Origin of the sequence: Pseudomonas sp. DCB_AW (assembly GCF_026240895.1) — a bacterium.
GTDB classification, from domain to species: domain Bacteria; phylum Pseudomonadota; class Gammaproteobacteria; order Pseudomonadales; family Pseudomonadaceae; genus Aquipseudomonas; species Aquipseudomonas kermanshahensis.
This window is the reverse complement of sequence record NZ_JAPFCE010000005.1, coordinates 83,858-109,685: the sequence shown is the minus strand read 5'-3', so window position 1 is coordinate 109,685 and position 25,828 is coordinate 83,858. Positions and strand designations below refer to the sequence as shown.

The 25,828-nt window shown below is 62.6% G+C and carries 24 protein-coding genes; 15 read left to right on the top strand and 9 right to left on the bottom strand.

Annotated elements, in window-relative coordinates; all coding sequences use genetic code 11:
* Positions 1-83 precede the first annotated feature (83 nt).
* Genes nuoG through nuoN form a run of 8 tightly spaced genes read left to right on the top strand, consistent with a single transcriptional unit; the run spans position 84 to position 10,085 of the window.
* Positions 84-2,798 carry an NADH-quinone oxidoreductase subunit NuoG gene (gene nuoG, locus OO306_RS05735; protein WP_265967996.1) on the top strand — a complete coding sequence of 905 codons (2,715 nt, stop codon included), beginning with the start codon at positions 84-86 and terminating at the stop codon, positions 2,796-2,798.
* The gene (gene nuoH / locus OO306_RS05730) at positions 2,795-3,802 is read left to right on the top strand and encodes an NADH-quinone oxidoreductase subunit NuoH (RefSeq protein ID WP_027592813.1); all 1,008 of its coding nucleotides are present in this window, start codon (positions 2,795-2,797) and stop codon (positions 3,800-3,802) included. Before nuoG ends, nuoH begins: the two co-directional genes overlap by 4 nt.
* Before the next feature lie 11 nt (positions 3,803-3,813).
* The gene (nuoI, locus tag OO306_RS05725) at positions 3,814-4,362 is read left to right on the top strand and encodes an NADH-quinone oxidoreductase subunit NuoI (RefSeq protein WP_027592814.1); all 549 of its coding nucleotides are present in this window, start codon (positions 3,814-3,816) and stop codon (positions 4,360-4,362) included.
* Between the two features lie 10 nt (positions 4,363-4,372).
* Entirely contained in the window at positions 4,373-4,873 is a 501-nt protein-coding gene (nuoJ, locus tag OO306_RS05720; protein WP_027592815.1) for an NADH-quinone oxidoreductase subunit J, read from the top strand.
* Positions 4,874-4,876: 3 nt separating this feature from the next.
* A complete protein-coding gene (gene nuoK, locus OO306_RS05715) occupies positions 4,877-5,185 on the top strand; it encodes an NADH-quinone oxidoreductase subunit NuoK (RefSeq protein ID WP_008096201.1) in 309 nt (102 codons plus the stop codon).
* Positions 5,182-7,035 carry an NADH-quinone oxidoreductase subunit L gene (gene nuoL / locus OO306_RS05710; protein ID WP_027592816.1) on the top strand — a complete coding sequence of 618 codons (1,854 nt, stop codon included), beginning with the start codon at positions 5,182-5,184 and terminating at the stop codon, positions 7,033-7,035. The genes nuoK and nuoL overlap by 4 nt, the downstream gene beginning before the upstream one ends.
* Before the next feature lie 40 nt (positions 7,036-7,075).
* Positions 7,076-8,608 carry an NADH-quinone oxidoreductase subunit M gene (gene nuoM / locus OO306_RS05705; protein ID WP_085272594.1) on the top strand — a complete coding sequence of 511 codons (1,533 nt, stop codon included), beginning with the start codon at positions 7,076-7,078 and terminating at the stop codon, positions 8,606-8,608.
* Positions 8,609-8,615: 7 nt separating this feature from the next.
* Complete coding sequence (gene nuoN / locus OO306_RS05700; protein ID WP_085272593.1) at positions 8,616-10,085, top strand: NADH-quinone oxidoreductase subunit NuoN; 1,470 nt, start codon at positions 8,616-8,618, stop codon at positions 10,083-10,085.
* Between the two features lie 65 nt (positions 10,086-10,150).
* On the opposite strand, the gene OO306_RS05695 is transcribed toward nuoN, so the two are convergent.
* Entirely contained in the window at positions 10,151-10,399 is a 249-nt protein-coding gene (locus OO306_RS05695; protein ID WP_081717454.1) for an ogr/Delta-like zinc finger family protein, read from the bottom strand.
* A 200-nt stretch (positions 10,400-10,599) separates the two neighbouring features.
* Here OO306_RS05695 and OO306_RS05690 point away from each other — a divergent pair, with 200 nt between their 5' ends.
* Positions 10,600-10,989, top strand: coding sequence for a helix-turn-helix domain-containing protein (locus tag OO306_RS05690; RefSeq protein WP_265967988.1), 390 nt, complete (start codon positions 10,600-10,602; stop codon positions 10,987-10,989).
* Here OO306_RS05690 and OO306_RS05685 read toward each other — a convergent pair.
* Genes OO306_RS05685 through OO306_RS05675 form a run of 3 tightly spaced genes read right to left on the bottom strand, consistent with a single transcriptional unit; the run spans position 10,986 to position 11,973 of the window.
* Positions 10,986-11,348 carry a hypothetical protein gene (locus tag OO306_RS05685; RefSeq protein WP_265967987.1) on the bottom strand — a complete coding sequence of 121 codons (363 nt, stop codon included), beginning with the start codon at positions 11,346-11,348 and terminating at the stop codon, positions 10,986-10,988. The two genes, OO306_RS05690 and OO306_RS05685, sit on opposite strands and share 4 nt — an antisense overlap.
* Entirely contained in the window at positions 11,341-11,712 is a 372-nt protein-coding gene (locus tag OO306_RS05680; protein WP_265968040.1) for a head completion/stabilization protein, read from the bottom strand. Before OO306_RS05680 ends, OO306_RS05685 begins: the two co-directional genes overlap by 8 nt.
* A gap of 12 nt (positions 11,713-11,724) precedes the next feature.
* Entirely contained in the window at positions 11,725-11,973 is a 249-nt protein-coding gene (locus OO306_RS05675) for a helix-turn-helix transcriptional regulator (RefSeq protein ID WP_265967986.1), read from the bottom strand.
* Positions 11,974-12,192: 219 nt separating this feature from the next.
* Between OO306_RS05675 and OO306_RS05670 the strand changes: the two genes are divergently transcribed.
* Complete coding sequence (locus tag OO306_RS05670) at positions 12,193-14,259, top strand: TonB-dependent receptor (RefSeq protein WP_265967985.1); 2,067 nt, start codon at positions 12,193-12,195, stop codon at positions 14,257-14,259.
* Between the two features lie 40 nt (positions 14,260-14,299).
* Here the strand turns inward: OO306_RS05670 and OO306_RS05665 are convergent, their stop codons facing one another.
* On the bottom strand, positions 14,300-14,857 hold the full coding sequence (locus OO306_RS05665) for an NADPH-dependent FMN reductase (protein WP_265967984.1): 558 nt from the start codon (positions 14,855-14,857) through the stop codon (positions 14,300-14,302).
* A gap of 157 nt (positions 14,858-15,014) precedes the next feature.
* Between OO306_RS05665 and OO306_RS05660 the strand changes: the two genes are divergently transcribed.
* Positions 15,015-15,233, top strand: a complete 219-nt coding sequence (locus OO306_RS05660; RefSeq protein ID WP_027592824.1) for a hypothetical protein — start codon at positions 15,015-15,017, stop codon at positions 15,231-15,233.
* Here the strand turns inward: OO306_RS05660 and OO306_RS05655 are convergent.
* From OO306_RS05655 to OO306_RS05640, 4 genes are all read right to left on the bottom strand, one after another.
* Positions 15,217-17,466 (bottom strand): Orn/Lys/Arg decarboxylase N-terminal domain-containing protein, encoded by a 2,250-nt coding sequence (locus tag OO306_RS05655; RefSeq protein WP_265967983.1) that lies wholly within the window; start codon positions 17,464-17,466, stop codon positions 15,217-15,219. The genes OO306_RS05660 and OO306_RS05655 overlap by 17 nt on opposite strands.
* A 71-nt stretch (positions 17,467-17,537) precedes the next feature.
* Positions 17,538-18,296 carry a DNA polymerase III subunit epsilon gene (gene dnaQ, locus OO306_RS05650; protein ID WP_265967982.1) on the bottom strand — a complete coding sequence of 253 codons (759 nt, stop codon included), beginning with the start codon at positions 18,294-18,296 and terminating at the stop codon, positions 17,538-17,540.
* 59 nt (positions 18,297-18,355) lie between these two features.
* On the bottom strand, positions 18,356-18,802 hold the full coding sequence (gene rnhA / locus OO306_RS05645; protein WP_027592827.1) for a ribonuclease HI: 447 nt from the start codon (positions 18,800-18,802) through the stop codon (positions 18,356-18,358).
* Between the two features lie 13 nt (positions 18,803-18,815).
* On the bottom strand, positions 18,816-19,589 hold the full coding sequence (locus OO306_RS05640) for a class I SAM-dependent methyltransferase (protein WP_027592828.1): 774 nt from the start codon (positions 19,587-19,589) through the stop codon (positions 18,816-18,818).
* Positions 19,590-19,674: 85 nt separating this feature from the next.
* Here OO306_RS05640 and gloB point away from each other — a divergent pair, with 85 nt between their 5' ends.
* From gloB to OO306_RS05620, 4 genes are all read left to right on the top strand, one after another.
* Positions 19,675-20,454, top strand: coding sequence for a hydroxyacylglutathione hydrolase (gloB, locus tag OO306_RS05635; protein WP_085272589.1), 780 nt, complete (start codon positions 19,675-19,677; stop codon positions 20,452-20,454).
* A 100-nt stretch (positions 20,455-20,554) separates the two neighbouring features.
* Entirely contained in the window at positions 20,555-21,988 is a 1,434-nt protein-coding gene (locus OO306_RS05630; RefSeq protein ID WP_265967980.1) for a lytic transglycosylase domain-containing protein, read from the top strand.
* Positions 21,989-22,165: 177 nt separating this feature from the next.
* Positions 22,166-23,995: an extracellular solute-binding protein gene (locus tag OO306_RS05625; protein ID WP_216642501.1), complete on the top strand. Its 1,830-nt coding sequence runs from the start codon at positions 22,166-22,168 to the stop codon at positions 23,993-23,995.
* Entirely contained in the window at positions 23,992-25,827 is a 1,836-nt protein-coding gene (locus tag OO306_RS05620) for an extracellular solute-binding protein (protein WP_265967978.1), read from the top strand. Before OO306_RS05625 ends, OO306_RS05620 begins: the two co-directional genes overlap by 4 nt.
* Position 25,828: the final 1 nt, after the last annotated feature.

Sequence of the window (25,828 nt, the reverse complement as noted above, 5' to 3'; positions counted from 1 at the left end):
CCGAACGATTCGCGGCGGGCCGCAGGCGTACAGATTTCCATTAGCCACGCCCGCTCACGCGGGCCAACGAAGAACTTTGAACAATGGCCACTATCCACGTAGACGGCAAAGCGCTCGAAGTCAACGGTGCAGACAACCTGTTACAGGCGTGTCTGTCGCTCGGCCTCGACATCCCTTATTTCTGCTGGCACCCCGCGCTTGGTAGCGTTGGCGCCTGCCGGCAGTGCGCGGTCAAGCAGTACACCGACGAAAACGACACCCGTGGTCGTATCGTCATGTCCTGCATGACCCCTGCCTCCGACGGCACCTGGATCTCCATCGAAGATGAAGAGTCCAAGGCGTTTCGCGCCAGCGTCGTCGAATGGCTGATGACCAACCACCCGCACGACTGCCCAGTGTGCGAGGAAGGCGGTCACTGCCACCTGCAGGACATGACGGTAATGACCGGCCACAACGAGCGCCGCTACCGTTTCACCAAGCGTACCCACCAGAACCAGGACCTCGGCCCGTTCATCGCACACGAGATGAACCGCTGCATCGCCTGCTACCGCTGCGTGCGCTACTACAAGGACTACGCAGGCGGTACCGACCTGGGTGTCTATGGCGCCCACGACAACGTGTACTTCGGCCGCGTTGAAGACGGCGTGCTGGAAAGCGAGTTCTCCGGCAACCTGACCGAGGTCTGCCCGACCGGCGTGTTCACCGACAAGACCCACTCCGAGCGCTACAACCGTAAGTGGGACATGCAGTTCGCACCGAGCATCTGCCACGGCTGCTCCAGTGGCTGCAACATCAGCCCCGGCGAGCGCTACGGTGAACTGCGTCGCATCGAAAACCGCTTCAACGGCTCGGTCAACCAGTACTTCCTGTGCGACCGCGGCCGCTTCGGTTATGGCTACGTCAACCGCACCGACCGCCCACGCCAGCCACGCCTGGCCGATGGCACCAAGCTGAGCCTGGACGCCGCACTGGACAAAGCCGCCGACCTGCTGCGCGGCCGCACCATCGTCGGTATCGGCTCGCCGCGCGCCAGCCTCGAAAGCAACTACGGCCTGCGTGAGCTGGTCGGCGCCGACTACTTCTATTCGGGCATGGAAGCGGGCGAACTGGCCCGCGTGCGCCTGGCCCTGAACGTGCTGAACAACAGCCCGCTGCCGGTGCCGACCCTGCGCGATATCGAAGACCACGACGCTGTGTTCGTGCTTGGCGAAGACCTGACCCAGACCGCCGCCCGCGTTGCCCTGTCCGTACGCCAGGCCACCAAAGGCAAGGCCGAAGCCATGGCCGAGGCGATGAAAGTGCAGCCTTGGCTGGACGCCGCGGTGAAAAACATCGGCCAGCACGCGCTGTACCCGCTGTTCATCGCCAGCCTGGCTGAAACCAAGCTGGATGACGTCGCTGAAGAATGCGTACACGCAGCCCCGGCTGACCTGGCGCGCATCGGCTTCGCCGTGGCCCACGCCATCGACCCGAGCGCCCCGGCCGTTGGAGGCCTGGACGAAGAAGCCAAGGCCCTGGCCCAGCGCATCGCCGATGCACTGGTTGCGGCCAAGCGCCCATTGGTGGTTGCCGGTACCTCGCTGGCCGACCCGGCGCTGATCGAAGCCGCCGCCAACATCGCCAAGGCCCTGAAGCTGCGCGAGAAAAACGGTTCGCTGAGCCTGGTCGTGCCTGAAGCCAACAGCTTCGGCCTGGCGATGCTGGGCGGTGAATCCGTCGATGCCGCGCTGGACGCGGTCATCAGCGGCAAAGCCGACGCCATTGTGGTCCTGGAAAACGACCTGTACACCCGCGTCTCGGCTGCCAAGGTCGATGCCGCCCTGGCTGCAGCCAAAGTCGTGATCGTTGCCGACCACTCCAACACCGCCACCCTGGAACGCGCTCACCTGGTACTGCCGGCAGCCTCGTTCGCCGAAGGCGACGGCACCCTGGTCAGCCAGGAAGGCCGCGCCCAGCGCTTCTTCCAGGTGTTCGACCCGCAATACCTGGACAGCAGCATCCTGGTCCACGAAGGCTGGCGCTGGATGCACGCCCTGCGTGCGACCCTGCTGAACAAGCCGGTCGACTGGACCCAACTGGACCACGTCACCAGCGCCTGCGCCGAAGCCGCCCCACAACTGGCTGGCATCGTCAACGCAGCGCCTTCCGCCGCGTTCCGCATCAAGGGCATGAAACTGGCCCGTGAGCCGCTGCGCTATTCCGGCCGTACCGCCATGCGCGCCAACATCAGCGTGCACGAGCCGCGTACCCCGCAAGACAAGGACACCGCGTTCGCCTTCTCGATGGAAGGTTACTCGGGCTCCGTCGAACCGCGCCAACAAGTGCCGTTCGCCTGGTCGCCGGGCTGGAACTCGCCGCAAGCCTGGAACAAGTTCCAGGACGAGGTCGGTGGCCATCTGCGTGCCGGTGACCCGGGCGTGCGCCTGATCGAATCGCAAGGCGACCGCCTGAACTGGTTCAACGCCATTCCGGGCGCGTTCAACCCGGCCCGTGGCACCTGGACCGCCGTGCCGTTCTTCCACCTGTTCGGCAGCGAAGAAAGCTCCTCGCGCGCCGCCCCGGTGCAAGAGCGCATTCAGCCTGCCTACGTGGCCCTGGCCAAGTCCGAAGCCGACCGCCTGGGTGTCAACGAAGGCGCACTGTTGAGCCTGAACGTAGCCGGTGTGGCACTGCGCCTGCCGCTGCGTATCAATGAAGAGCTGGGCGCTGGCCTGGTCGCGCTGCCGAAAGGCCTGGCCGGTATTCCGCCTGCCATCTTCGGTGCATCCGTCGAAGGCCTGCAGGAGGCAGCACAATGAGCTGGTTCACCCCCGAAGTGATCGATGTGATCATCCAGGTCGTCAAGGCTATCGTGGTGCTGCTGGCCGTAGTCGTCTGCGGTGCGCTGCTCAGCTTCGTCGAGCGCCGCCTGCTGGGCTGGTGGCAGGACCGCTACGGTCCTAACCGTGTCGGCCCGTTCGGCATGTTCCAGATCGCCGCCGACATGCTGAAGATGTTCTTCAAGGAAGACTGGAACCCGCCCTTCGTTGACAAGATGATCTTCACCCTGGCGCCGGTCGTGGCCATGAGCGCCCTGCTGATCGGCTTCTCGATCATCCCGATCACACCGGGCTGGGGCGTCGCCGACCTGAACATCGGCTTGCTGTTCTTCTTCGCCATGGCCGGCCTGTCGGTGTACGCCGTGCTGTTCGCCGGTTGGTCGTCGAACAACAAGTACGCGCTGCTGGGCAGCTTGCGGGCATCGGCACAGACCGTCTCGTACGAGGTGTTCCTGGGCCTGGCGCTGATGGGCGTGGTGGTGCAGGTGGGTTCGTTCAACATGCGCGACATCGTTGAATACCAGGCCCAGAACCTGTGGTTCATCATTCCGCAGTTCTTCGGCTTCTGCACCTTCTTCATCGCTGGCGTCGCTGTGACTCACCGTCACCCGTTCGACCAGCCGGAAGCGGAACAGGAACTGGCCGACGGCTACCACATCGAGTATGCCGGCATGAAATGGGGCATGTTCTTCGTCGGTGAGTACATCGGCATCATCCTCATCTCGGCGCTGCTGGTGACCCTGTTCTTCGGCGGCTGGCACGGTCCGTTCGACCTGCTGCCTCAGGTGCCGTTCCTGTGGTTCGCGCTGAAAACCGCGTTCTTCATCATGCTGTTCATCCTGCTGCGCGCCTCGATCCCGCGCCCACGCTATGACCAGGTGATGGACTTCAGCTGGAAGTTCTGCCTGCCGCTGACCCTGATCAATTTGCTGGTGACCGCTGCGATCGTGCTTTACAACACGCCAGCCGTCGCGGCCCAGTGAGGATTTGACCCATGTTCAAGTATATCGGCGACATCGTTAAGGGCACCGGCACTCAGCTGCGCAGCCTGGCCATGGTGTTCTCCCACGGGTTCCGCAAGCGCGACACCCTGCAGTACCCCGAAGAAGCGGTGTACCTGCCGCCGCGCTACCGCGGCCGCATCGTCCTCACCCGTGACCCCGACGGCGAGGAGCGCTGCGTAGCGTGCAACCTCTGCGCGGTGGCCTGCCCGGTCGGCTGCATTTCGCTGCAGAAGGCCGAGACCGAGGACGGTCGTTGGTACCCCGAGTTCTTCCGCATCAACTTCTCGCGCTGCATCTTCTGCGGCCTGTGCGAAGAGGCGTGCCCGACCACCGCGATCCAGCTGACTCCGGATTTCGAAATGGCCGAGTTCAAGCGTCAGGACCTGGTGTACGAGAAAGAAGATCTGCTGATCTCCGGCCCCGGCAAGAACCCTGACTACAACTTCTACCGTGTTGCGGGTATGGCGATCGCTGGCAAGCCGAAAGGCTCTGCACAGAACGAAGCCGAGCCGATCAACGTGAAGAGCTTGCTCCCATAAGGACAGAAAGATGGAATTCGCTTTCTACTTCGCATCCGGGATCGCCGTGGTCTCCACCCTTCGGGTGGTGACCGGCACCAACCCCGTGCACGCCCTGCTCTACCTGATCATTTCGCTGATTTCCGTGGCAATGATCTTCTTCGCCCTGGGTGCGCCGTTCGCCGGCGCCCTGGAAGTGATCGCCTACGCCGGCGCCATCATGGTGCTGTTCGTCTTCGTGGTAATGATGCTCAACCTGGGGCCGGCGTCGGTCGCCCAGGAGCGCGGCTGGCTCAAGCCTGGCATATGGGCCGGGCCGGTGATCCTCGCCGCCCTGCTGCTGCTCGAGCTGCTGTACGTGCTGTTCGTCACCCCAAGCGGCGCAGCCATCAGCGGTACCACCGTGGACGCCAAGGCCGTGGGCATCAGCCTGTTCGGCCCGTACCTGCTGGTGGTCGAACTGGCCTCGATGCTGCTGCTCGCCGCAGCCGTCACCGCCTTCCACCTGGGCCGCAACGAGGCGAAGGAGTAAATCATGGGTGCTATCCCTCTCGAGCATGGTCTGGCGGTCGCCGGCATCCTGTTCTGCTTAGGTCTGGTTGGCCTGATGGTCCGCCGCAACATCCTCTTCGTGCTCATGAGCCTGGAAGTCATGATGAACGCCTCTGCCCTGGCGTTCATCGTCGCCGGTGCCCGTTGGGTCCAACCCGACGGCCAGGTGATGTTCATTCTGGTGATCAGCCTGGCAGCCGCCGAGGCCAGTATTGGCCTGGCTATCCTGCTGCAGCTGTATCGCCGCTTCCACACTCTCGACATCGATGCTGCCAGTGAGATGCGCGGATGAACCTTATCTTCCTGACTTTCGTCTTCCCCCTGATCGGCTTCTTGCTGCTGTCGTTCTCGCGCGGGCGGTTCTCGGAGAACCTGTCCGCCCTGATCGGCGTCGGCTCGGTGGGCCTCTCGGCCGCGACAGCCGCCTACGTGATCTGGCAGTTCAACGTCGCCCCGCCTGAAGGCGGTGCGTACAGCCAGCTGCTGTGGCAGTGGATGTCGGTGGACGGCTTTGCGCCGAACTTCACCCTGTACGTGGACGGCCTGTCGGTCACCATGCTCGGCGTGGTCACCGGCGTAGGCTTCCTGATCCACCTGTTCGCGTCCTGGTACATGCGTGGCGAAGCCGGTTACTCGCGCTTCTTCTCGTACACCAACCTGTTCATCGCCAGCATGCTGTTCCTGGTGCTGGGCGATAACCTGCTGTTCATCTACTTCGGCTGGGAAGGCGTGGGCCTGTGCTCGTACCTGTTGATCGGTTTCTACTACAGCAACCGCAACAACGGTAATGCAGCACTCAAGGCCTTCATCGTCACCCGTATCGGCGACGTGTTCATGGCCATCGGCCTGTTCATCCTGTTCGCCCAGCTGGGTACCCTGAACGTGCAGGAACTGCTGGTGCTGGCACCGCAGAAGTTCCAGGCGGGTGACACCTGGATGGTCCTGGCTACCCTGATGCTGCTGGGTGGCGCGGTCGGTAAATCGGCACAGCTGCCGCTGCAGACCTGGCTGGCCGACGCAATGGCGGGCCCGACCCCAGTTTCGGCACTGATCCACGCCGCAACCATGGTGACCGCGGGCGTATACCTGATCGCCCGTACCAACGGCCTGTTCCTGCTGGCGCCGGACGTCCTGCACCTGGTCGGCGTAGTCGGCGGTGTGACCCTGGTACTGGCCGGTTTCGCCGCGCTGGTTCAGACCGACATCAAGCGTATCCTCGCCTACTCGACCATGAGCCAGATCGGCTACATGTTCCTGGCCCTGGGCGTTGGCGCCTGGGACGCGGCGATCTTCCACCTGATGACCCACGCCTTCTTCAAGGCCCTGCTGTTCCTTGCCTCCGGTGCGGTGATCGTTGCCTGCCACCACGAGCAGAACATCTTCAAGATGGGCGGCCTGTGGAAGAAACTGCCGCTGGCCTACGCCAGCTTCGTGGTCGGTGGTGCTGCCCTGGCTGCCCTGCCAATCGTCACCGTGGGCTTCTATTCCAAGGACGAAATCCTCTGGGAAGCCTTCGCCAGCGGCAACACCGGTTTGCTGTACGCCGGCCTGGTCGGTGCGTTCATGACCTCGCTGTACACCTTCCGCCTGATCTTCATCGCCTTCCACGGCGAAGCCAAGACCGAAGCCCATGCGGGCCACGGCATCAGCCACTGGCTGCCGCTGGGCGTGCTGATCGTGCTGTCGACCTTCGTCGGCGCCTGGATCACCCCGCCACTGGCCGGTGTACTGCCTGAAAGCGCCGGCCATGCCGGTGGCGACGCCAAGCACTCGCTGGAGATCGCCTCGGGTGCCATCGCCATCGCCGGTATCCTGCTGTCGGCCCTGCTGTTCCTGGGCAAGCGTCGTTTCGTCAGCGCCGTCGCCAACAGCAGCATCGGCCGCGTCCTGTCGGCCTGGTGGTTCGCTGCCTGGGGCTTCGACTGGATCTACGACAAGCTCTTCGTCAAACCTTACCTGCTGATCAGCCACATCCTGCGCAAGGACCCGGTTGACCGCAGCATCGGCCTGATCCCTCGGATGGCCCGTGGCGGCCACGTCGCCATGAGCAAGACCGAGACCGGCCAGCTGCGTTGGTACACCGCCTCGATCGCCGTCGGCGCCGTGCTGGTACTCGGCGCTGTGGTAGTGGCCGCGGTATGACTATGAATCTTGCGACTTTGCCAAAGGAAACCAACCCGTCATGATTTTGCCTTGGCTGATCCTGATCCCCTTCATCGGCGGCTTCCTGTGCTGGCTGGGTGAGCGCTTCGGCGCCACCCTGCCGCGCTGGATCGCGCTGCTGACCATGTCCCTGCTGCTCGGCATCGGCCTGTACCTGTGGGGCACCGGCGACTACACCCTGGCCCCTGCTCCGGGCGCCGAACCTGCCTGGGCACTCGAATACAAAGTCGAGTGGATCAAGCGCTTCGGCATCAGCATCCACCTGGCCCTCGACGGCCTGTCGCTGCTGATGATCCTGCTGACCGGCCTGCTCGGTGTGCTGTCGGTACTGTGCTCCTGGAAAGAGATCCAGCGCCACGTCGGCTTCTTCCACCTCAACCTGATGTGGATTCTGGGCGGTGTGGTCGGTGTGTTCCTGGCCCTGGACCTGTTCTTGTTCTTCTTCTTCTGGGAAATGATGCTGGTGCCGATGTATTTCCTCATCGCGCTCTGGGGTCACAGCTCTGCAGACGGCAAGAAGACCCGGATCTACGCTGCAACCAAGTTCTTCATCTTCACCCAGGCCAGCGGCCTGATCATGTTGGTGGCGATCCTTGGCCTGGTGCTGGTCAACTACAACACCACCGGCGTACTCACCTTCAACTACAGCGACCTGCTCAAGGCCGAACTGCCGGCCGGTGTCGAGTACGTGCTGATGCTGGGCTTCTTCATCGCCTTCGCGGTCAAGCTGCCGGTGGTGCCGTTCCACTCCTGGCTGCCTGATGCGCACGCCCAGGCGCCGACTGCAGGCTCTGTGGACCTGGCGGGTATCTTGCTGAAGACAGCGGCCTACGGCCTGCTGCGCTTCGCCCTGCCGCTGTTCCCGAACGCCTCGGCCGAGTTTGCACCGATCGCCATGACCCTGGGCCTGATCGGTATCTTCTACGGTGCCTTCCTGGCCTTCGCGCAAACCGACATCAAGCGCCTGATCGCCTTCTCCAGCGTTTCGCACATGGGCTTCGTACTGATCGGTATCTACTCCGGCAGCCAGCAAGCCCTGCAAGGCGCGGTGATCCAGATGCTGGCACACGGCCTGTCGGCTGCTGCGCTGTTCATCCTGTCCGGCCAGCTGTACGAGCGCCTGCACACCCGTGACATGCGTCAAATGGGTGGCCTGTGGCACCGCATCGCCTACCTGCCTGCGATCAGCCTGTTCTTCGCCGCCGCATCGCTGGGCCTGCCAGGCACCGGCAACTTCGTCGGCGAGTTCCTGATCCTGATCGGCAGCTTCGCCAGCGTGCCGTGGATCACCGTGATCGCCACCACCGGCCTGGTCTTCGGCTCGGTCTACTCGCTGATCATGATCCACCGCGCCTACTTCGGCCCAAGCAAAAGCGACACCGTGCTGGCCGGCATGGACGGCCGCGAGCTGATCATGGTGCTGGGCCTGGCAGTGCTGCTGATCGTGCTTGGTGTGTACCCGCAGCCGTTCCTCGACACTTCTGCCGCCACCATGAGCGGTGTGCAGCAGTGGCTTGGTTCCGCTTTCACTCAACTCGCTTCGGCCCGGTAAGAGCGCTATGGAATTCACCACTCAACACTTCATCGCATTGGCGCCGATGCTGATCACCACCATCACCACGGTGGTGGTGATGCTGGCGATCGCCTGGAAGCGCAACCACTCGCAGACCTTCCTGCTGTCCACCGTGGGCCTGAACCTGGCCTTGCTGTCGATCTTGCCAGCACTGAAGGTCGCGCCCCTGGCGGTCACTTCGCTGATCACCATCGACAAGTTCGCCTGCTTGTACATGGCGATCATCCTGGTGGCCACGCTGGCCTGTGTCACGCTGGCCCACGCCTACCTTGGCGAAGGCGCCAAAGGCTTCCCGGGCAACCGTGAAGAACTCTACCTGCTGCTGCTGATGTCGGCACTGGGTGGCCTGGTGCTGGTCAGTGCCAACCACCTGGCCGGCCTGTTCATCGGCCTGGAGCTGCTGTCGGTGCCGGTCTATGGCCTGGTGGCGTATGCCTTCTTCAACAAGCGTTCGCTGGAAGCCGGCATCAAGTACATGGTGCTGTCGGCTGCAGGTTCTGCCTTCCTGCTGTTCGGCATGGCACTGCTGTACGCTGATGCCGGTAGCCTGAGCTTCGACCAGATCGGTAAAGCCCTGGCAGCCACCAACATGCCAAGCCTGGTCGCACAACTGGGCCTGGGCATGATGCTGGTCGGCCTGGCCTTCAAGCTGTCGCTGGTGCCGTTCCACCTGTGGACCCCGGACGTGTACGAAGGTGCTCCGGCGCCGGTCGCTGCGTTCCTGGCCACCGCCAGCAAGGTTGCGGTATTCGCCGTGGTCGTGCGCCTGTTCATGCTCTCCCCTGCTGCCAGTAGCGGCGTGCTGAGCACCGTTCTGGCGGTCATCGCGGTGGCTTCGATCCTGGTCGGTAACCTGTTGGCACTGACCCAGAGCAACCTCAAGCGTCTGCTGGGTTACTCGTCGATCGCCCACTTCGGTTACCTGGTCATCGCCCTGGTCGCCAGCAAGGGCCTGGCCCTGGAAGCCATGGGCGTGTACCTGGTCACCTACGTGATCACCAGCCTGGGTGCCTTCGGCGTCATCACGTTGATGTCCTCGCCGTACGGCGGCCGTGATGCGGACGCCCTGTACGAGTACCGTGGCCTGTTCTGGCGCCGTCCGTACCTGACTGCCGTGCTGACCGTGATGATGCTGTCGCTGGCCGGCATCCCGCTGACTGCAGGCTTCATCGGCAAGTTCTACATCATCGCCACCGGCGTCGAGTCGCACCTGTGGTGGCTGGTCGGCGCCTTGGTGATCGGTAGCGCCATCGGTGTTTACTACTACCTGCGCGTCATGGTCACCCTGTACCTGGTCGAGCCAAACCTGCGTCGTCACGATGCCCCGCTGAAGTGGGAACAGCGCACCGGCGGCGTCATGCTGCTGGCCATCGCTATCCTGGCCTTCGTGCTCGGTGTCTACCCGCAACCGCTGCTGGAAATGGTTCAGCAGGCCGGCCTGCAACTGATCGGCTGATCAGCCCTGCAATACAAAACACCCCGCTCATGCGGGGTGTTTTTTTTTCTGCGCCAATGGGCTGCCTACTCGACCGCTTCAGGCAATGCGGCCCTGCGCAGGTCGCCATTGGCCGATGGCAAGTGGACTTCAGGGTTGGGCATCCCGCTGGGAGAAAGTTCATGGGTCATTTCAAACTCGGCTCGCACTGACCAGCCACAGGCCTCGGTGGTGCATTGCAGGTAGGCGACCCGAAGAAATATATGGCGCCCCTCACTGGTACGTATGCGCATACGGCTGTTGCAATGCGGGCAGACCAGCTTATACGTACTCACGGCAGGCACCTGCAGGCATTAAACACGCCGCCGATCTGTGAGAATGATCGTTTAGTTTTGTCAGTATTTACTGCGGAAGTGAATGTATTCTTCAGTTTGATGCTTCTCATTGCAGAAATGCTCCTTAAAACGCAGGGCTGTATTCATAACGAGTAGTTTAAGCCCATGGAATATCATTAAACCAGACATGGATAATTGTTATGAGTACTCACTTGCTATCGCCTGTACTTGCGCGCCTGAAGCTTTTGATGGGCTGCGAGACGGATGCTGAGCTATCCAGAGCGCTGGCCATCAGCCCACAGACGTTGAGCAGCTGGAAGGTTCGCGACAGCATTCCATACTCAATATGCATAGAAATCGCCAGGCAGCATGCGTGCTCCCTCGACTGGCTGCTGCTGGGTGAACCCGTACAAAATCGCAACGCTGACAAGGATGACTGGGAGTGGGACATGCTCGAGCGGCTACGCACGCTTTCTGCAGACGACCGCCAGGCGGTGCTCCTGCTCATCCAGGACAAACAACGTATCCAACAACTGGAACAGCAACTGAGCGCGCTTGCCAAACACCTGCCTGACACCATCAGCAATTAACCTCTGCGGCGCCAACGCTGGATGATTTCCTTCGGGTCCAGCGCATCCAGCGAAGCCATGACCTTTAGGCTGATCGGGATTACCACCACTGCTGCCACGAAGGCGGCCATGCCACGGGTAAGCATGGGCGCCAGGGACATCACCAACGGCTCGAACAGGTGGCCCACACCTACGGTCACGAACACCAGCAGCCCTTTCTTGCAGATCGTCAGGCGCGTGGATGTATTGGTGATCAAGCGGTCTCGAGCGGCGCTGACCAACAGGGCCCCCAGCAACGCGCTGAACAGGACCGTGCCATCCATGCCCACGAGCTCCAGAGCGGCCACGAACAGGCCCTCGAACAATGTGCATTCACGCATAAGCACCTCCCCTGCGCGACGCCTTCCGGTGGGGAGCTGCGCGCAGATCTCGCAAGATCGAGGCCTCTACAAAACGCGTGTAACAAACCAGCAGTGCCCGCCCATGATCGTGCCCGGACACATCCTCCAGACGCTTATAGCCACGCTCACGCAGTGCCGCGCGCCAACGTGCGAACTCTCGCGCTGCATCGATAGCGGCGCATTGTGCTGCAACCTCGAAATGCGCCTGGCTGGTATCGGGCTGAAGCTGCAAGCGCTCACGCAATGCTGCCAGCTCCAGGCGCGGCCAGAACGGGTCATGGCAGTCCGGGAACCGGGGCCCTACGGCAGTAGGTTCAAGATGAGTTGCTGTTCGCTGATTCATGTTCATCCCCCCTCACTGCTCGGCCAGCATGCCGTAGCGAATCGCCCTGATGACGGCCGCCACGCGTGTAGGCACATCGAACTTGCGCAAGATATTGGCAACGTGAAAGTTCACCGTTGACTCCTTGCACTCCAAGATCTGGCCAATTTCCCACGAGCTCTTGCCGTAGGCACACCACAGCAATACCTGCCGCTCACGCGGCGTCAGGTGGACGGGTAAATCCGAGAGGGATTCGGGCGAGTGTCGTGCGTTGTCATTCATCGTTGAACTCCACGAGTGTTTGAGAGAGGCATCACTGCCGATCTGCAAACACCTTACGAAGCCCCCCGCACCCTCTCCAGCCAAGCAACTTGTAAAGAACTTGCCTACAAAACCGTCTGACGAAGGTTGCGCGAGATTTACTGCAGTTCTTCGTGCTCCAATCGCCGTTTCGCTCGTCTCAACGCCGTTGTCCATTCGCCTTTCGCCTGGAGTCGTACAATGCGTTCCGTTTTACCCCTCTCGTCTTGCCTTGGCCTGCTGGCTGCCATCACCGCCACGCCACCGGCCCTGGCCGCACAATCGGTCGAGTTGGGCCAGGTGCTGATCACCGACGAGGAGCAAAGCGAACTGACGGCCGCCAGCGAGCGTTTGCGCGAAATCCCAGGCGCCAGCAACCTGGTGGACATGCAGCGTGTGGGGCAAGGCCGGGTCGCCAGTAACCAGGATGTACTCGCCTACCAGCCTGGCGTGTTCGCCCAGTCGGCGGGCAATGACGGTATCAAGCTGTCGATCCGTGGGTCGGGCATCAACCGGGCACCTGGGGCGCACGGTTCCGGTGTCTACACGATGTTCGACGGTTTGCCGCTCACCGGCCCAGGCGGTACCCCATACGAGCTGTTCGAGCCGCTGTGGCTGAGCCGTGCCGAGGTTTTGCGCGGGGCCAATGGCTTCGATCAAGGCGCCCTGGCCCTGGGTGGCGCCATCAACTACGTGACCCATACCGGCTACGATGCTGCGCCCTTGCAGGTGCGATACGAGGTCGGCAGCCGCGGCTATCAGCATCGGCACATCAGCTCTGGCCAGGTGCTGGGCAACCTCGATTACTACGTGGCGCTGACCGACTCGGAATACGACGGCTATCAGGCGCACAGCAGTGGCAGTGCCAAAGGTATTGCCGCGAACGTCGGCTACCGTTTCAACCCGAACCTGGAAACGCGTTTCTACCTGCGTTACCGGGAAACCGAGAACGACCTGGCCGGGCGCCTGACCAAGGACCAGATCAAGCATGACCCGCGTGCCGCCAACGCGGCGTATCGCGCGCGCGACGACAGCCGCCCGCAACCAGGCAGCACCTGGGTGGCCAACAAGACCACCTTCTACCTCGAGGACGATGCCCGGGTGGAAGCCGGGCTGGTCTATCACGACTTCCCCATGGACCTGCGCGAAGGCCCGATGCGCCTGAAGGTCGCTTACACCGATGTCAGCGGCACCCTGAACTACTTCCGCCGCGACACCCTGCTGGGCCGCGAGAGCAAGACCACCCTAGGCTGGCGAACCACCAAACACCTGCCCAACAGTGGCGCCTCGCAATTTGCCCGTACCAGCGGCGATAACTTCGGCGCACGCAGCCGCGACTTCAGCTACCAGGGCTCGGACACCGTGTTGCATGCAGGCAACGACTTGGAGCTGATGCCGGACCTGTGGCTGACCACCGGCCTGGCGATGATCTACACCCGCCGCGAAAGCGACGTCAGCTACCCGCTCACAGGTGGCAAGGTCAGCCAGCATGACTGGGACTACGCGCCGCGCCTGGGCCTGCGCTATGACATCAGCCCGCGACTGCAGGTTTACGGCAACCTGAGCCGCTCGGTCGAGCCGCCACACCCCTGGTCGCTGATCTGGAGCTCACCGGTAGCGACGCAGCCGATCGACCTGCAAAATCAGACAGCCACCACGCTGGAGCTCGGCGCGCGCGGCGACTCGGCGTTGGGGCGTTGGGACCTGGCCTGGTATTACTCGCAAGTGCGCCACGAACTGTTGGCCGTGGAAATCGTGCCAGGCCTGCCGGCCAAAGAGTTCAATGCCAGCGCCACCGTGCACCAGGGTGTCGAGGCAGGCCTGGACACTACGCTGTGGGAGCAAGCAGGCACAGGCAAGCTGAGCCTGCGCCAGGCCTACACCTTCAGTGACTTCCACTACCGTGACGACGAGCAGTTCGGCGACAACCGCCTGCCGGGCATCCCCATGCACTACTACCAGGGTGAGCTGCGCTATGACTGGCCCAGCGGCTTCTATGCCGGGGTCAACACGCAGATGGCGTCGAAGGTGCAGGTGGATTATGCCAACAGCTATCACGCCGACGCCTATGCCTTGCTGGGCGCGCGCCTGGGCTGGGACTCACCGAAACAGGACTGGCAGACCTGGCTGGACCTGCGCAACATGACCAACAAACGCTACGCCGCGACAGTAACGCCAGGCTACAACGACGCCGGGCAGGACATTGCCCGCTCGACGCCGGGTGAAGGGTTTGGGGTTTATGCGGGGGTTTCCTACAGCTTCCGATAAACGCCGAGGCCGCCCTGCGCCCCCGCACCTGAACAGGGCTTCAGACCGCCCTGTTCAACTTCACCCACGCAGCGAACTTGTCGACAAACCCCTGCAGAAACGGCCGCGTCTTATCGTTGAGTTTGCCGGATTCCTCGAACAGGTTCGCCGCGCCCCCTAGGTACGCCTCAGGCATCTGCATGCATGGCATGTCGAGAAACACCAGCGACTGACGCACGGCATGGTTGGCACCAAAGCCGCCAATGGCGCCCGGCGACACACTCACCACTGCCGTCGGCTTGCCGCTCCAAGCGCTTTCGCCATAAGGCCGTGAGCCAACATCAATTGCGTTCTTCAGGCAACCCGGCACCGAACGGTTGTACTCCGGCGTGACGAACAGCACTGCGTCACTGCGGCGAATCTCGTCACGAAAGCGCTTCCAGGGCGCTGGCGCGGTGGCCTCGACGTCTTCGTTATACAGGGGCAGATCGCCAATCTCGACAATCTTCAAGGCAAGGCTGGACGGCGCCAGCTCCGAAAGTGCGCGGGCTACCTTGCGGTTGTAGGAATCCTTGCGCAAGCTGCCGACAACGACCGCTACCGAATACACCTGGCTCATGGCGATTTCCAACCTTTGCTGGCTAAGAGGACGTTGTAGTTATAGATGACCGTTTCTCGGCGCTTTGGTTTTTTTTCCCCCCGGCGAAAACTTCCGGGTATCTTGTACGGTCTATGTTTCCAGACATTTCTTACGTAATTCAGAGGTTTTCACCTAAATGGCAGCAGTAATGGTCGGCCAATTCCACGCCCGTGACGCCGAAGGCCGCATCTACCCCGTCCACGAGTTCCAAGAGTCGACCCTCCAAGTCGACGGCAGCACATTGGGCGCGCCAATCACCACCTATCGCCTGGCCATCGGCGATCGGGTCAACCACCTGGGCGAAAACCGTTTCGAGCTGGCACAGACCGGCGTCGAGATCATTCGTATTCCTTGATGCAATCCACGGTGTAGCGACCGTTTTCGTTCTGCAGGCCATGCACGTCGGCGACGAATCCGGGGAAGCCATCGTTGAACGCCCGGGCAAATGCCAGGTAGTCGAGTATCGAGCGGGTCGCTTCGGTGAACCGCTCTCCCGGCATGATCAACGGAATGCCCGGCGGATACGGCACCAGCATCACCGCCGCCACCCGCCCCAGCAGGGCCTCGATCGGCACGGCCTCCACTTCGCCGCGCACCATCTGGTCATACGCCCGGGCCGGGCTGACAGCCACCTCAGGCAAACGCGTGAACAGCCGCTTGAGCTGCTTGGCCGTGGCATTGGCGCGGTAGCATTCGTGCAACTGGTCACACAGGTCGCGCAGCCCTATCCCCTGATAACGTGAGGCATCGGCTGCCACCACACTGGGCAGGCAGGCGCTCAACCGCGTGTTGCCATCGTAGTGGCGCTTGAACTCCAGCAACTCGGTCAGCAAGGTGCTCCATTTGCCCTTGGTGATGCCCATGGAGAACAGCACCAGGAAGCTGTACAGGCCGGTCTTTTCCACCACCAGCCCACGTTCCCAGAGAAATTTGCTGACCACCGCTGCCGGAATACCTTGCTCACCCAGCACACCGCCTGCGCTCAAACCGGGCATGACCAAGGTCACCTTCAGCGGGTCGAGCAGCACGTAGTTGCCCGCCACCTCCCCAAAACCATGCCACTCTGCCCCTGGCTGCAGCAGCCAGTCCTGCGCGGCCAAGTGCTGGATGCCTTCTGCCGTCGGCGGCTGCCAGATGCTGAACCACCAGTCGGTGGCAGCGATGTGCGTGCGCAGATTGGCCAGCGCGCGGCGAAAGCTCAGTGCCTCGTCGAACATTTCTTGCAACAGCGAGCGCCCGGCCGGCCCTTCCATCATGGTCGAGGCCACGTCCAGCGACGCCAGGATGCTGTACTGCGGCGAGGTCGAGATGTGCATCATGAACGCTTCATTGAAGCGGTCCCGGTCCAGCTGGCGCCTGGCGCCGTCCTGCACATGAATCATCGAAGCCTGGCTGAACGCCGCCAGCAACTTGTGCGTGGAATGGGTGCTGAACACCAATGGGCTGTCGGCCGCGCAGGCCGTGCCCATGGCGTAGCGCCCCTCGAAGAACTCATGAAACGCTGCGTAAGCGAACCAGGCCTCGTCAAAGTGCAGCACCTCGACGCTGGCACCGAGCGTCTGCTTGATCAGCCCGGCGTGATAGCACAGGCCGTCGTAGGTGGAATTGGTCACCACCGCCAGCTTGATGCGCTGCCCGCGGTCACGGGCCAGGGGGTTGGCCTGGATCTTTGCCTGGATCGAAGCTGGGCTAAATTCACTGAGCGGAATCGGGCCGATGATGCCCAGCTCATTGCGTTCCGGGCAAAGATAGATCGGAATGGCCCCGGTCATGATGATCGCGTGGACCACCGACTTGTGGCAGTTGCGGTCCACCAGCACCAGGTCATCACGGCCGACCATGGCGTGCCAGACGATCTTGTTGGCGGTGGAGGTGCCGTTGATCACGAAGAAGGTGTGGTCGGCACCAAAATTACGCGCGGCCCTGGCCTCTGCCTGAGCCAGCGGGCCGGTGTGATCAAGCAACGAACCCAGCTCCGGCACCGAGACTGACAAGTCCGAGCGCAGGGTGTTTTCCCCAAAAAACTGGTGGAAGGCCTGGCCTACAGGGCTCTTGTGATAGGCCACGCCGCCGCCGTGGCCCGGTGTATGCCAGGAGTAATTGGATTGCGCGGTGTGCTGCACCAGGGCTTTGAAAAAGGGCGGCAGCAGGCCGTCGAGGTAGCTGTGGGCAGCGCGGGCCACCTGGCGTGCAAGAAACGGCACGGTGTCTTCGAACAGATACAGAATGCCGCGCAGCTGGTTCAGCTCGCTCATGACCTCGGCGGGGGCATTTTCCAGGGTGACCTGTTCGCCCAAGGCGAAAATCGGCAGGTCTGGCGCGCGCAAGCGGGCCAGGCGAATCAGCTCGGCCATGTTCTGCAGCAGGTGGGTGTTTTCGCCCACGCCTTCGGCTGCGATCAGCATGCAGGCAAGGCCGTGATGGGTGGCGGCGACCAGTCGCGCTTCGGCGTGGTCCGCTGCGGCCAAAATGGCAAAGCCATCCTGGCTCAACTCTTCGGCAATCCCCCGTATGCGGTCACCGGCGACGCTGTCGGCCTTGATCGCACGGTGGACGATGAGGATGGGGAACTTGAGGTCCTTGTACATCAGGCAACTACCTCTGAAGGACGGGGTGTCCTTTTCAGGGTAGTTGCAGGTGCGGCCTTGTGTGGTGGGGTTTAGCCCGCAGAGGCCTCGGTCAACGCCTGCCACATCGAAGGCGCCCCGGCCGACTTGGCGATTGCCGCCAGCCGCTCGGCATGCGCCTCGAGCTCTTCGGCACTGGCCATGATCACCCGCCCGGGCGCACGGCCGGCAATGCGGCGAATCTCGCTGCCGCCACTGCCCTGCCCTTCGTTATCACCTTCAGCGCCATTGCCAGCCAGCGATAGGCTGGTCTGGCCACCGGTCATCGCCAGGTAGACGTCGGCCAGCAGTTCCGAGTCGAGCAAAGCGCCGTGCAGCTCACGGCCCGAGTTGTCGATGTCGTAGCGTTTGCACAGGGCGTCGAGGCTGTTGCGCTGCCCCGGGTGCCGGGAACGCGCCAGCAGCAGGGTATCGAGAATGGTGCAATGCTGCGAAAGGTCGGCGCGGTCGTGCTGGCCCATCAGGGCGAACTCGTTGTTGATGAAGCCAACGTCGAACGCCGCGTTGTGAATGACCAGCGTGGCGCCCTGGATGAAGTCGAAGAACTCCTCGGCGACCTCGGCGAACCGTGGCTTGCCGATCAGGAAGGTGTCGGTGATGCCGTGAACACCAATGGCGCCTTCGTCACTCTCGCGATCGGGTTGCAGGTAGACGTGGAAATGCCGCCCGGTCAGGCGACGGCCAATGACCTCGACACAACCGATCTCGATGATGCGATGGCCTTCACTGACCGGCATACCGGTGGTTTCGGTATCGAGAATGACCAGGCGTTTATCTTGCTGCTGCTCCACGCGGGGGCTCCCACTTGCTTCAGTGACAAAAGTGACAAAGCAGGGGATTGTACCCCAGCTCAGCGCGCGGCGCGCACCTCATCCACCCCACGGTTGGCCAGTTGGTCGGCGCGTTCGTTGCCCGGGTGGCCGATGTGGCCGCGCACCCACTTCCAGCTCACCTTGTGCCGGTTGACCTGTTCGTCGAGCAGTTGCCAAAGGTCGGCGTTTTTCACCGGCTCCTTGGCGGCGGTCTTCCAGCCGCGCTTCTTCCAGTTGACCATCCATTCGTTGATGCCCTTCATCACGTACTGCGAGTCGGTGGTCAGCACCACCTCGCATTCACGCTTGAGCGACATCAGGCCCTGGATCGCGGCCATCAGCTCCATGCGGTTGTTGGTGGTCTCGCGTTCGCCGCCCCACAGTTCCTTCTCGACGCCCTTGTAGATCATCAGCACGCCCCAGCCGCCAGGGCCCGGGTTGCCCTTGCAGGCGCCATCGGTAAACATTTCGACGCTATCGCTCATGTACCACTCTTGTTCAGTGCTTTTCAGAATCAGGATTGGCCGCCGTACGGTTGACCTTGGCCAGCGGCAGCGGCAGCAGTTTGCCCATGGGTTCGCGGCGCTCCAGGCGCAACGGCCGCAGGCCGACCACCATCTTGCGCGCCACCAGCAGGTAGACGCCGCCGCCCGAGGTTTGCCAGTTGCCTGCCGCGCGTTCCCAGCCCGCCAGGCGTTGCTGCCAGGCCGGCGAGGCAAGCGGCGGACGATAGCACCCGAAGCGGCGTTTCTCCAGCGCGAAGCCCAGCAGGTTGAGCCAGTCGCCCACCCGCGAAGCCGAGATACAGCGCGCCTTGCGCAGGGCGCCATGGCTGAACAGGTGGCGCATGCCCCAACCGCTCCAGGGGTTGATACCGACGATCAGCAGATGCCCACCCGGGCGAACGGCGCTGGCGGCCTCGCGCAACAGGCCATGGGGTGACAGGCTGAAGTCCAGGCCATGCTGCAGCACCACCACGTCGGCGGCGTGCTCGCTCAACGGCCAGGCTTGCTCCTCACAGACGATCTCCACCCCCGGCAGCGGTGCCCCGAGGCGCACGTTGCGTTGCACCTGAGGGGCGCTGGGCGGTGCTTCGGCGCAGGGCCCATAGTGCACAAGGTAACCGCCGAAGAAGCGCCCGAGCTCTTCTTCCAGCAGTTTTTCTTCTTCCTTGAGCATCAGTTGCCCGAGCGGGCCGTTGAACCACTCACGGGCCAGGCTGATCAGCTCGACCCAGTCGGGGTCGGCCTGGGCAAAGGCTTGGTCGGTCATTGCGTTCTCCCTCGAAGGTTCTCGCGCCACGCCATCGCGGCTAAGATGCCCTCATGTCCCACGCTTGGCGATACGGATCCGCACCATGATACAGATCGATGCTCTCCCCGCTTTCTCCGACAACTACATCTGGTTGTTACAGGATACTGCCAAACGCCGCTGTGCGGTGGTCGACCCTGGCGATGCCGGCCCAGTGGAAGGATGGCTGGCGGCCCACCCCGACTGGGTGTTGACCGATATTCTGGTCACCCACCACCACAACGACCATGTCGGCGGTGTCGAACGGCTCAAGCAACTGACCGATGCCAAGGTCTACGGCCCGGCCAACGAGCGCATCCCCGCCCGCGATGTAGCGCTGGCGGACGGCGATGAAATCACGGTACTGGGCCTGCCCTTCCAGGTCATCGGCGTGCCCGGGCACACCCTTGGCCATATCGCCTTCTATTCGGCGCAACCGGCAACGCCCCTGCTGTTCAGTGGCGACACCCTGTTCGCGGCCGGCTGTGGGCGCATGTTCGAGGGCACCGCCGAACAGATGCACCCGTCGCTGCAGCGCCTGGCCGCCCTGCCCGAGCACACCGAGGTGTATTGCGCCCACGAATACACGCTGAGCAACCTGCGTTTTGCCAAAGCCGTCGAACCGCAAAACCTGCACGTTCTGCAACGCTTCGACGAGGTTACCCAGCTGCGCGCCGAAAATCGCATCACATTGCCATCAACGATCGGCTTGGAACGCCTGACGAACCCCTTTATTCGCACGACTGAAACATCCGTTAAACAAAAAGCAGACGAATGGAAGGGACATTCAAACACCACGCATGTCGCTGTTTTTGCTGCCTTGAGGTCTTGGAAGGACACCTTCTGATAACCTCAAGATATATCGCATGTGCGGCACAACGGTTGACCCGGCGGGTAGCGGTTTCTAGAATCGCCGAAATTTTTCGCCCGGAAACCTGTCCCAGCCGATGCCTTCCCGTAGCCGCAGAACCTCTCATTCCGTCGCCCTGACGCGCCTGGCCCAGGTCAGTGCGCTGGCCCTGGCCGCCACCTTGGTGGGCTGCCAGAGCACCCGTCAGCTCGACGAATCCGATAGCGTTCGCGCGCACAACTACCAGGCGCGGATCAAGCACAAACCGGCCCCGCTGCTGGTCAAACCGGCCGAGCAGGCGCCGCAGGACGTGTGGGAACGCATGCGCCAAGGCTTCGCCCTGCAGGACAGCATCGACGTCAACCCGCGCATCGAACAGCAGCGCCTGTGGTTTGCCAGCAACCCACGCTTCATCGAAAGCGCGGGCGAACGTGGCAGTCTCTACCTGCATTACATCGTCGAACGCCTCGAAGAGCGCGACATGCCGCTGGAACTGGCCCTGCTGCCAGCCATCGAAAGCGCCTACAACCCGATGGCTTACTCGCGGGCCCATGCAGCGGGCATGTGGCAGTTCATCCCGTCCACCGGGCGCCACTTCAACCTGCGCCAGACCAATTTCTACGACGGCCGCCGCGACGTGACCGCGTCGACCAACGCCGCACTGGACTACCTGAGCCGCCTGCACGACATGTTCAACGGTGACTGGCTGCTGGCCCTGGCGGCCTACAATGCCGGTGAAGGCACCGTCAGCCGTGCGATCGAACGCAACGAACGGCTCGGCCTGCCGACCGACTACTGGAACCTGCCACTGCCGCAGGAAACCCGCGACTACGTGCCTAAGCTTTTGGCCCTGTCGCAGGTGGTGTCCACGCCTGACGCCTATGGCGTCAACCTGAACCCGATCGCCAACGAACCCTACTTCGAGGCGGTGGCCATCAATGATCGCCTCGACCTGTCGCGCGTTGCCGCCTTTGCCGACATCGACGAAGACGAACTGATCCAGCTCAACCCGGCCTTCAAGAAGCGCATGACCGTGGACGGCCCCCAGCAGTTGCTGGTACCGACTGCCAAGGCGCAATTGCTGTCCGCCAGCCTGTCCAACCTCAAGCCTGAGCAGTTAGTCAGCCTGCAACCGAACAAGGCCGTGTTCGCCCGCGCCGTGGCCGAAGCCAAGGCACCCGCGACGGCCGCGCGCAGCTACCGGGTAAAACGGGGCGACAACCTGGGCAGCATCGCCAAGGCCAACCGCGTGTCGGTCCGGGACATCAAGCGCTGGAACCGCATGTCGGGCAACAGCCTGAAGGCAGGCCAGGTATTGGCACTGCGCGGTGGTAATGCGCCGAGCGCCGCGGGCAACCGGGTAGCGGCGTCTTCGCAGCGTTCAACCCAATACAAGGTGCGCAAGGGCGACTCGCTGTACCTCGTGGCCAAGCGCTTTAATGTCGAGATGAAGCACCTCAAGCGCTGGAACCCGCGCAGCGGGCATGCGCTCAAACCCGGTCAGACGCTGACTGTTTACCTGTCGCATTGATGTAACGCCAGGGGCCGCGCTGCGGCCCTTTCGCCTCGCAAGGCCGCTCCTACAGGTACAGCGTTACCTGCACTGGGCTTTCCCGCCAATACCGCCTTCAAAACCTCTCTTTTTCCAACCCCACCAAGCTGTTACTGTACTCGATCAAAGCCCAACGCCTCTGGATCGGATGCCGACTTGATACGTCCCCTCCTGCTGTCAATCAGCCTGGCCTTGAGCTTTCCCGCCGTCGCGATGGTGAGCGAAAGCCACGGATACGCGCAGTTCGGCACGCTCAAGTACCCAGCCACATTCACCCACTTCGACTGGGTCAACCCGCAAGCGCCTAAAGGCGGCACCTTGCGGGCCATGGCATTCGGTACCTTCGACACGCTCAACCCTTACACTTTCAAGGGATCGAGCCCGATTACCACGCCAAACTTCCAGCAATATGGCATCAGCGAGCTGAACGAGCCGTTGATGATCGGCACCGGGCAATACGACCCCTCGGGCGACGAACCGACCTCAAGCTACGGCCTGATCGCGCGCTCGGTGGAGTACAGCGAGGACCGCAGCTGGGTCGTGTTCAACCTGCGCCCGCAGGCACGGTTCCATGACGGCCACCCAATCACCTCGGCGGACGTCGCGTTCTCCTATCGCACGCTGCTCAAGGATGGCCACCCCCTCTACCGCACCAACCTGCAGGAAGTGCAGCGGGTGGACATACTTGGCCCCTTGCGCATCCGCTTCGTCTTCAAGCGCGCCGGCAACCCGCTGCTGATCCTGCGCCTGGGCGAAATGCCGGTGCTGCCTAAACATTACTGGCAGGGCCGCGATTTCAAGGCGACCACCTTCGAGCCGCCGCTGGGCAGCGGCCCCTACCGCATTACCCAGGTTGAGCCTGGCCGGCGGCTGGTGTTCGAACGGGTGAAGAACTACTGGGGCAAGGACCTCGCCGTCAACCGTGGCAAGTACAACTTCAAGCGGGTCGAATACGAGTTCTACCGTGACGCCACCGTGGCGTTCGAAGCGTTCAAGGCCGGCGAGTTCGATATCTATATCGAACACCAGGCCAAGAACTGGGCCAATGGCTACAACTTCCCGGCGGTGCGCCGCGGTGATGTGATCAAGGCACAGATCCCGCACCGTATTCCGACCCAGACCCAAGGCCTGTTCATGAACAGCCGCAGGGCCACGTTCAGCGACCCGCGCGTGCGCCAGGCACTGGGCCTGATGCTCGACTTCGAGTGGACCAACCGCGCCCTGTTCAGCAGCGCCTACCGCCGTTCGACCAGCTACTACCCCAACAGCGAATTCGCCGCCAGCGGCCTGCCCACCGGCAAGGAATGGCTGCTGCTGGCACCGTTCCGCGACCAACTGCCCGAAAAGCTGTTCAGCGAGCCCTACAAGGTCAGCCAGACCGATGGCCGCGGCATCAACCGCCAAACCCTGCGCCAAGCCCTGGCCCTGCTCGGCGAAGCGGGCTGGAAGCTCAACGGCCAGCGCCTGGTGGACAGCAAAGGCCAGCAGTTGCGCCTGGAGCTACTGCTGGTAAACCCGAACCTCGAACGTATCCTGCAACCTTATGTCGAAAATCTGTCCAGCATCGGTATCGACGCACGCTTGCGCACCGTGGACCGCGCCCAGTACAAACAACGCCTGGACCAGTTCGATTTCGACATGATTCTTATGACCCTGAACCAGACCTTGAGCCCAGGCCTAGAGCAGTGGCTGTACTTTCACTCAAGCCAAGCCGCGACCAAGGGCAGCAAGAACTATGCTGGGGTCAAGGACCCGGTGGTCGACCACCTGCTCGACACCTTGCTCGCCGCGCGCACCCGCGACGACCAGGTCGCCGCCGCCCGCGCCCTGGACCGCGTGCTTTCATGGCAGTACTACATGATCCCCAACTGGTATCTCGACAATCACCGCCTGGCCTACCGCAACCGGTTCGCCTTTGTCACCACGCCGCCCTACACCCTCGGGCTGAACAGCTGGTGGATCAAGCCTTCGGAGAAAGCCAAATGATGCCAACGCACCGCCTGCGCCAGCTGGCCGGCAGCCTGCTGCTCGCGTGCCTGAGCCTGCCCACGCTGGCCGCCCCGCAACACGCGCTTACGCTCTACGACGAGGCGCCGAAATACCCCGCCGACTTCAAGCATTTCGACTATGTGAACCCCGATGCGCCCAAGGGCGGCACGTTCCGCCAGTCCAGCTTCGGCGGCTTCGACAGCCTCAACCCCTTCATCAACAAGGGTGTGTCCGCCGAAAACATCAGCGTCATCTACGACACCCTGATGCGCCAGAGCCAGGACGAGCCGTTCACCGAATACGGCCTGGTTGCCGGCAAGATCGAAAAAGCCCCGGACAACAGCTGGGTACGCTTCTACCTGCGCCCCGAAGCCCGCTTCCATGACGGCCACCCGATGCGTGCCGACGACGTGGTCTTCACCTTCAATGCCCTGATCAAGGACGGCGCGCCGCTGTACCGCCAGTACTACGCCGACGTTGCCGAAGTGGTCGCCGAAGACCCGCTGCGGGTGCTGTTCAAATTCAAGCACCAGAACAACCGCGAACTGCCGCTGATTCTCGGCCAGCTGCCTGTGCTACCCAAACACTGGTACGAAAACCGCGACTTCAACCGCGGCAACCTGGAAATCCCCCTGGGCAGCGGCCCGTACAAGGTCGCCGAGGTCAAGGCCGGGCGTACCATCCGCTACGAGCGGGTCAAGGACTACTGGGCCAAGGACCTGCCGATCAACCGCGGTCAGTTCAACTTCGATGCCATGACCTTCGACGCTTACCGCGACACAGCCGTAGCGTTGGAGGCATTGAAGGCTGGGGCGTTCGACTATGCGCTCGAGGTAAGTGCAAAAAACTGGGCCACCGCCTACAACGTCCCGGCGGTCCGCGATGGCCGCCTGATCAAGGAAGAGCTGCCCAACGGCAACCCCACCGGCATGCAGGGTTTCATCTTCAACCTGCGCAAACCGGTCTTCCAGGACATCCGCGTGCGCCAGGCGCTAAGCCTGCTGCTGGACTTCGAGTGGACCAACAAGCAGCTGTTCAACGGCGCCTATACCCGCACCGGCAGCTACTTCGAAAACTCCGACATGGCCGCCAGAGGCGTACCCTCCCCTGACGAGCTGAAAATACTCGAACCGCTGCGCGGCAAGGTGCCCGAGCAGGTCTATAGCGAGGCCTTCCACAACCCGGTCACCGACGCCAGCGGCATGATCCGTGAACAGCAGCGCCAGGCCTACAAGCTTCTGCAGGAAGCCGGCTGGAAAATCGTCGACGACAAGATGGTCGACAAGGACGGCAAGCCGGTGTCCATCGAGTTTCTGCTGGCCCAAACCGAATTCGAACGCATTCTGCTGCCGTTCAAACGCAACCTCGCCGACTTGGGCATTGACCTGAACATCCGTCGGGTCGACGTTTCGCAATACATCAACCGCCTGCGCTCACGCGACTACGACATGATCGTCGGCGGTTACCCGCAATCCAATTCGCCGGGCAACGAACAGCGCGAGTTCTGGTCCAGCGCCGCCGCCGACAACCCCGGCAGCCGCAACTTCATCGGCCTGCGTGACCCGGCCATCGACCAACTGGTGGAACAGTTGATCAACGCCGACTCACGCCAGAGCCTGATCAACCACGCACGGGCGCTCGACCGCGTACTGCTGTGGGGCTACTACGTGATCCCCAACTGGCACATCAAGACCTGGCGCGTGGCCTACTGGAACCACATCGGCCACCCGAGCGTGTCGCCCAAGTACGACATCGGCATCGACACCTGGTGGATCAAGCCTGGCGTGACCCCAGCCGTCACCGATGCCTCCGCGGGCGAGGCCAACTGAG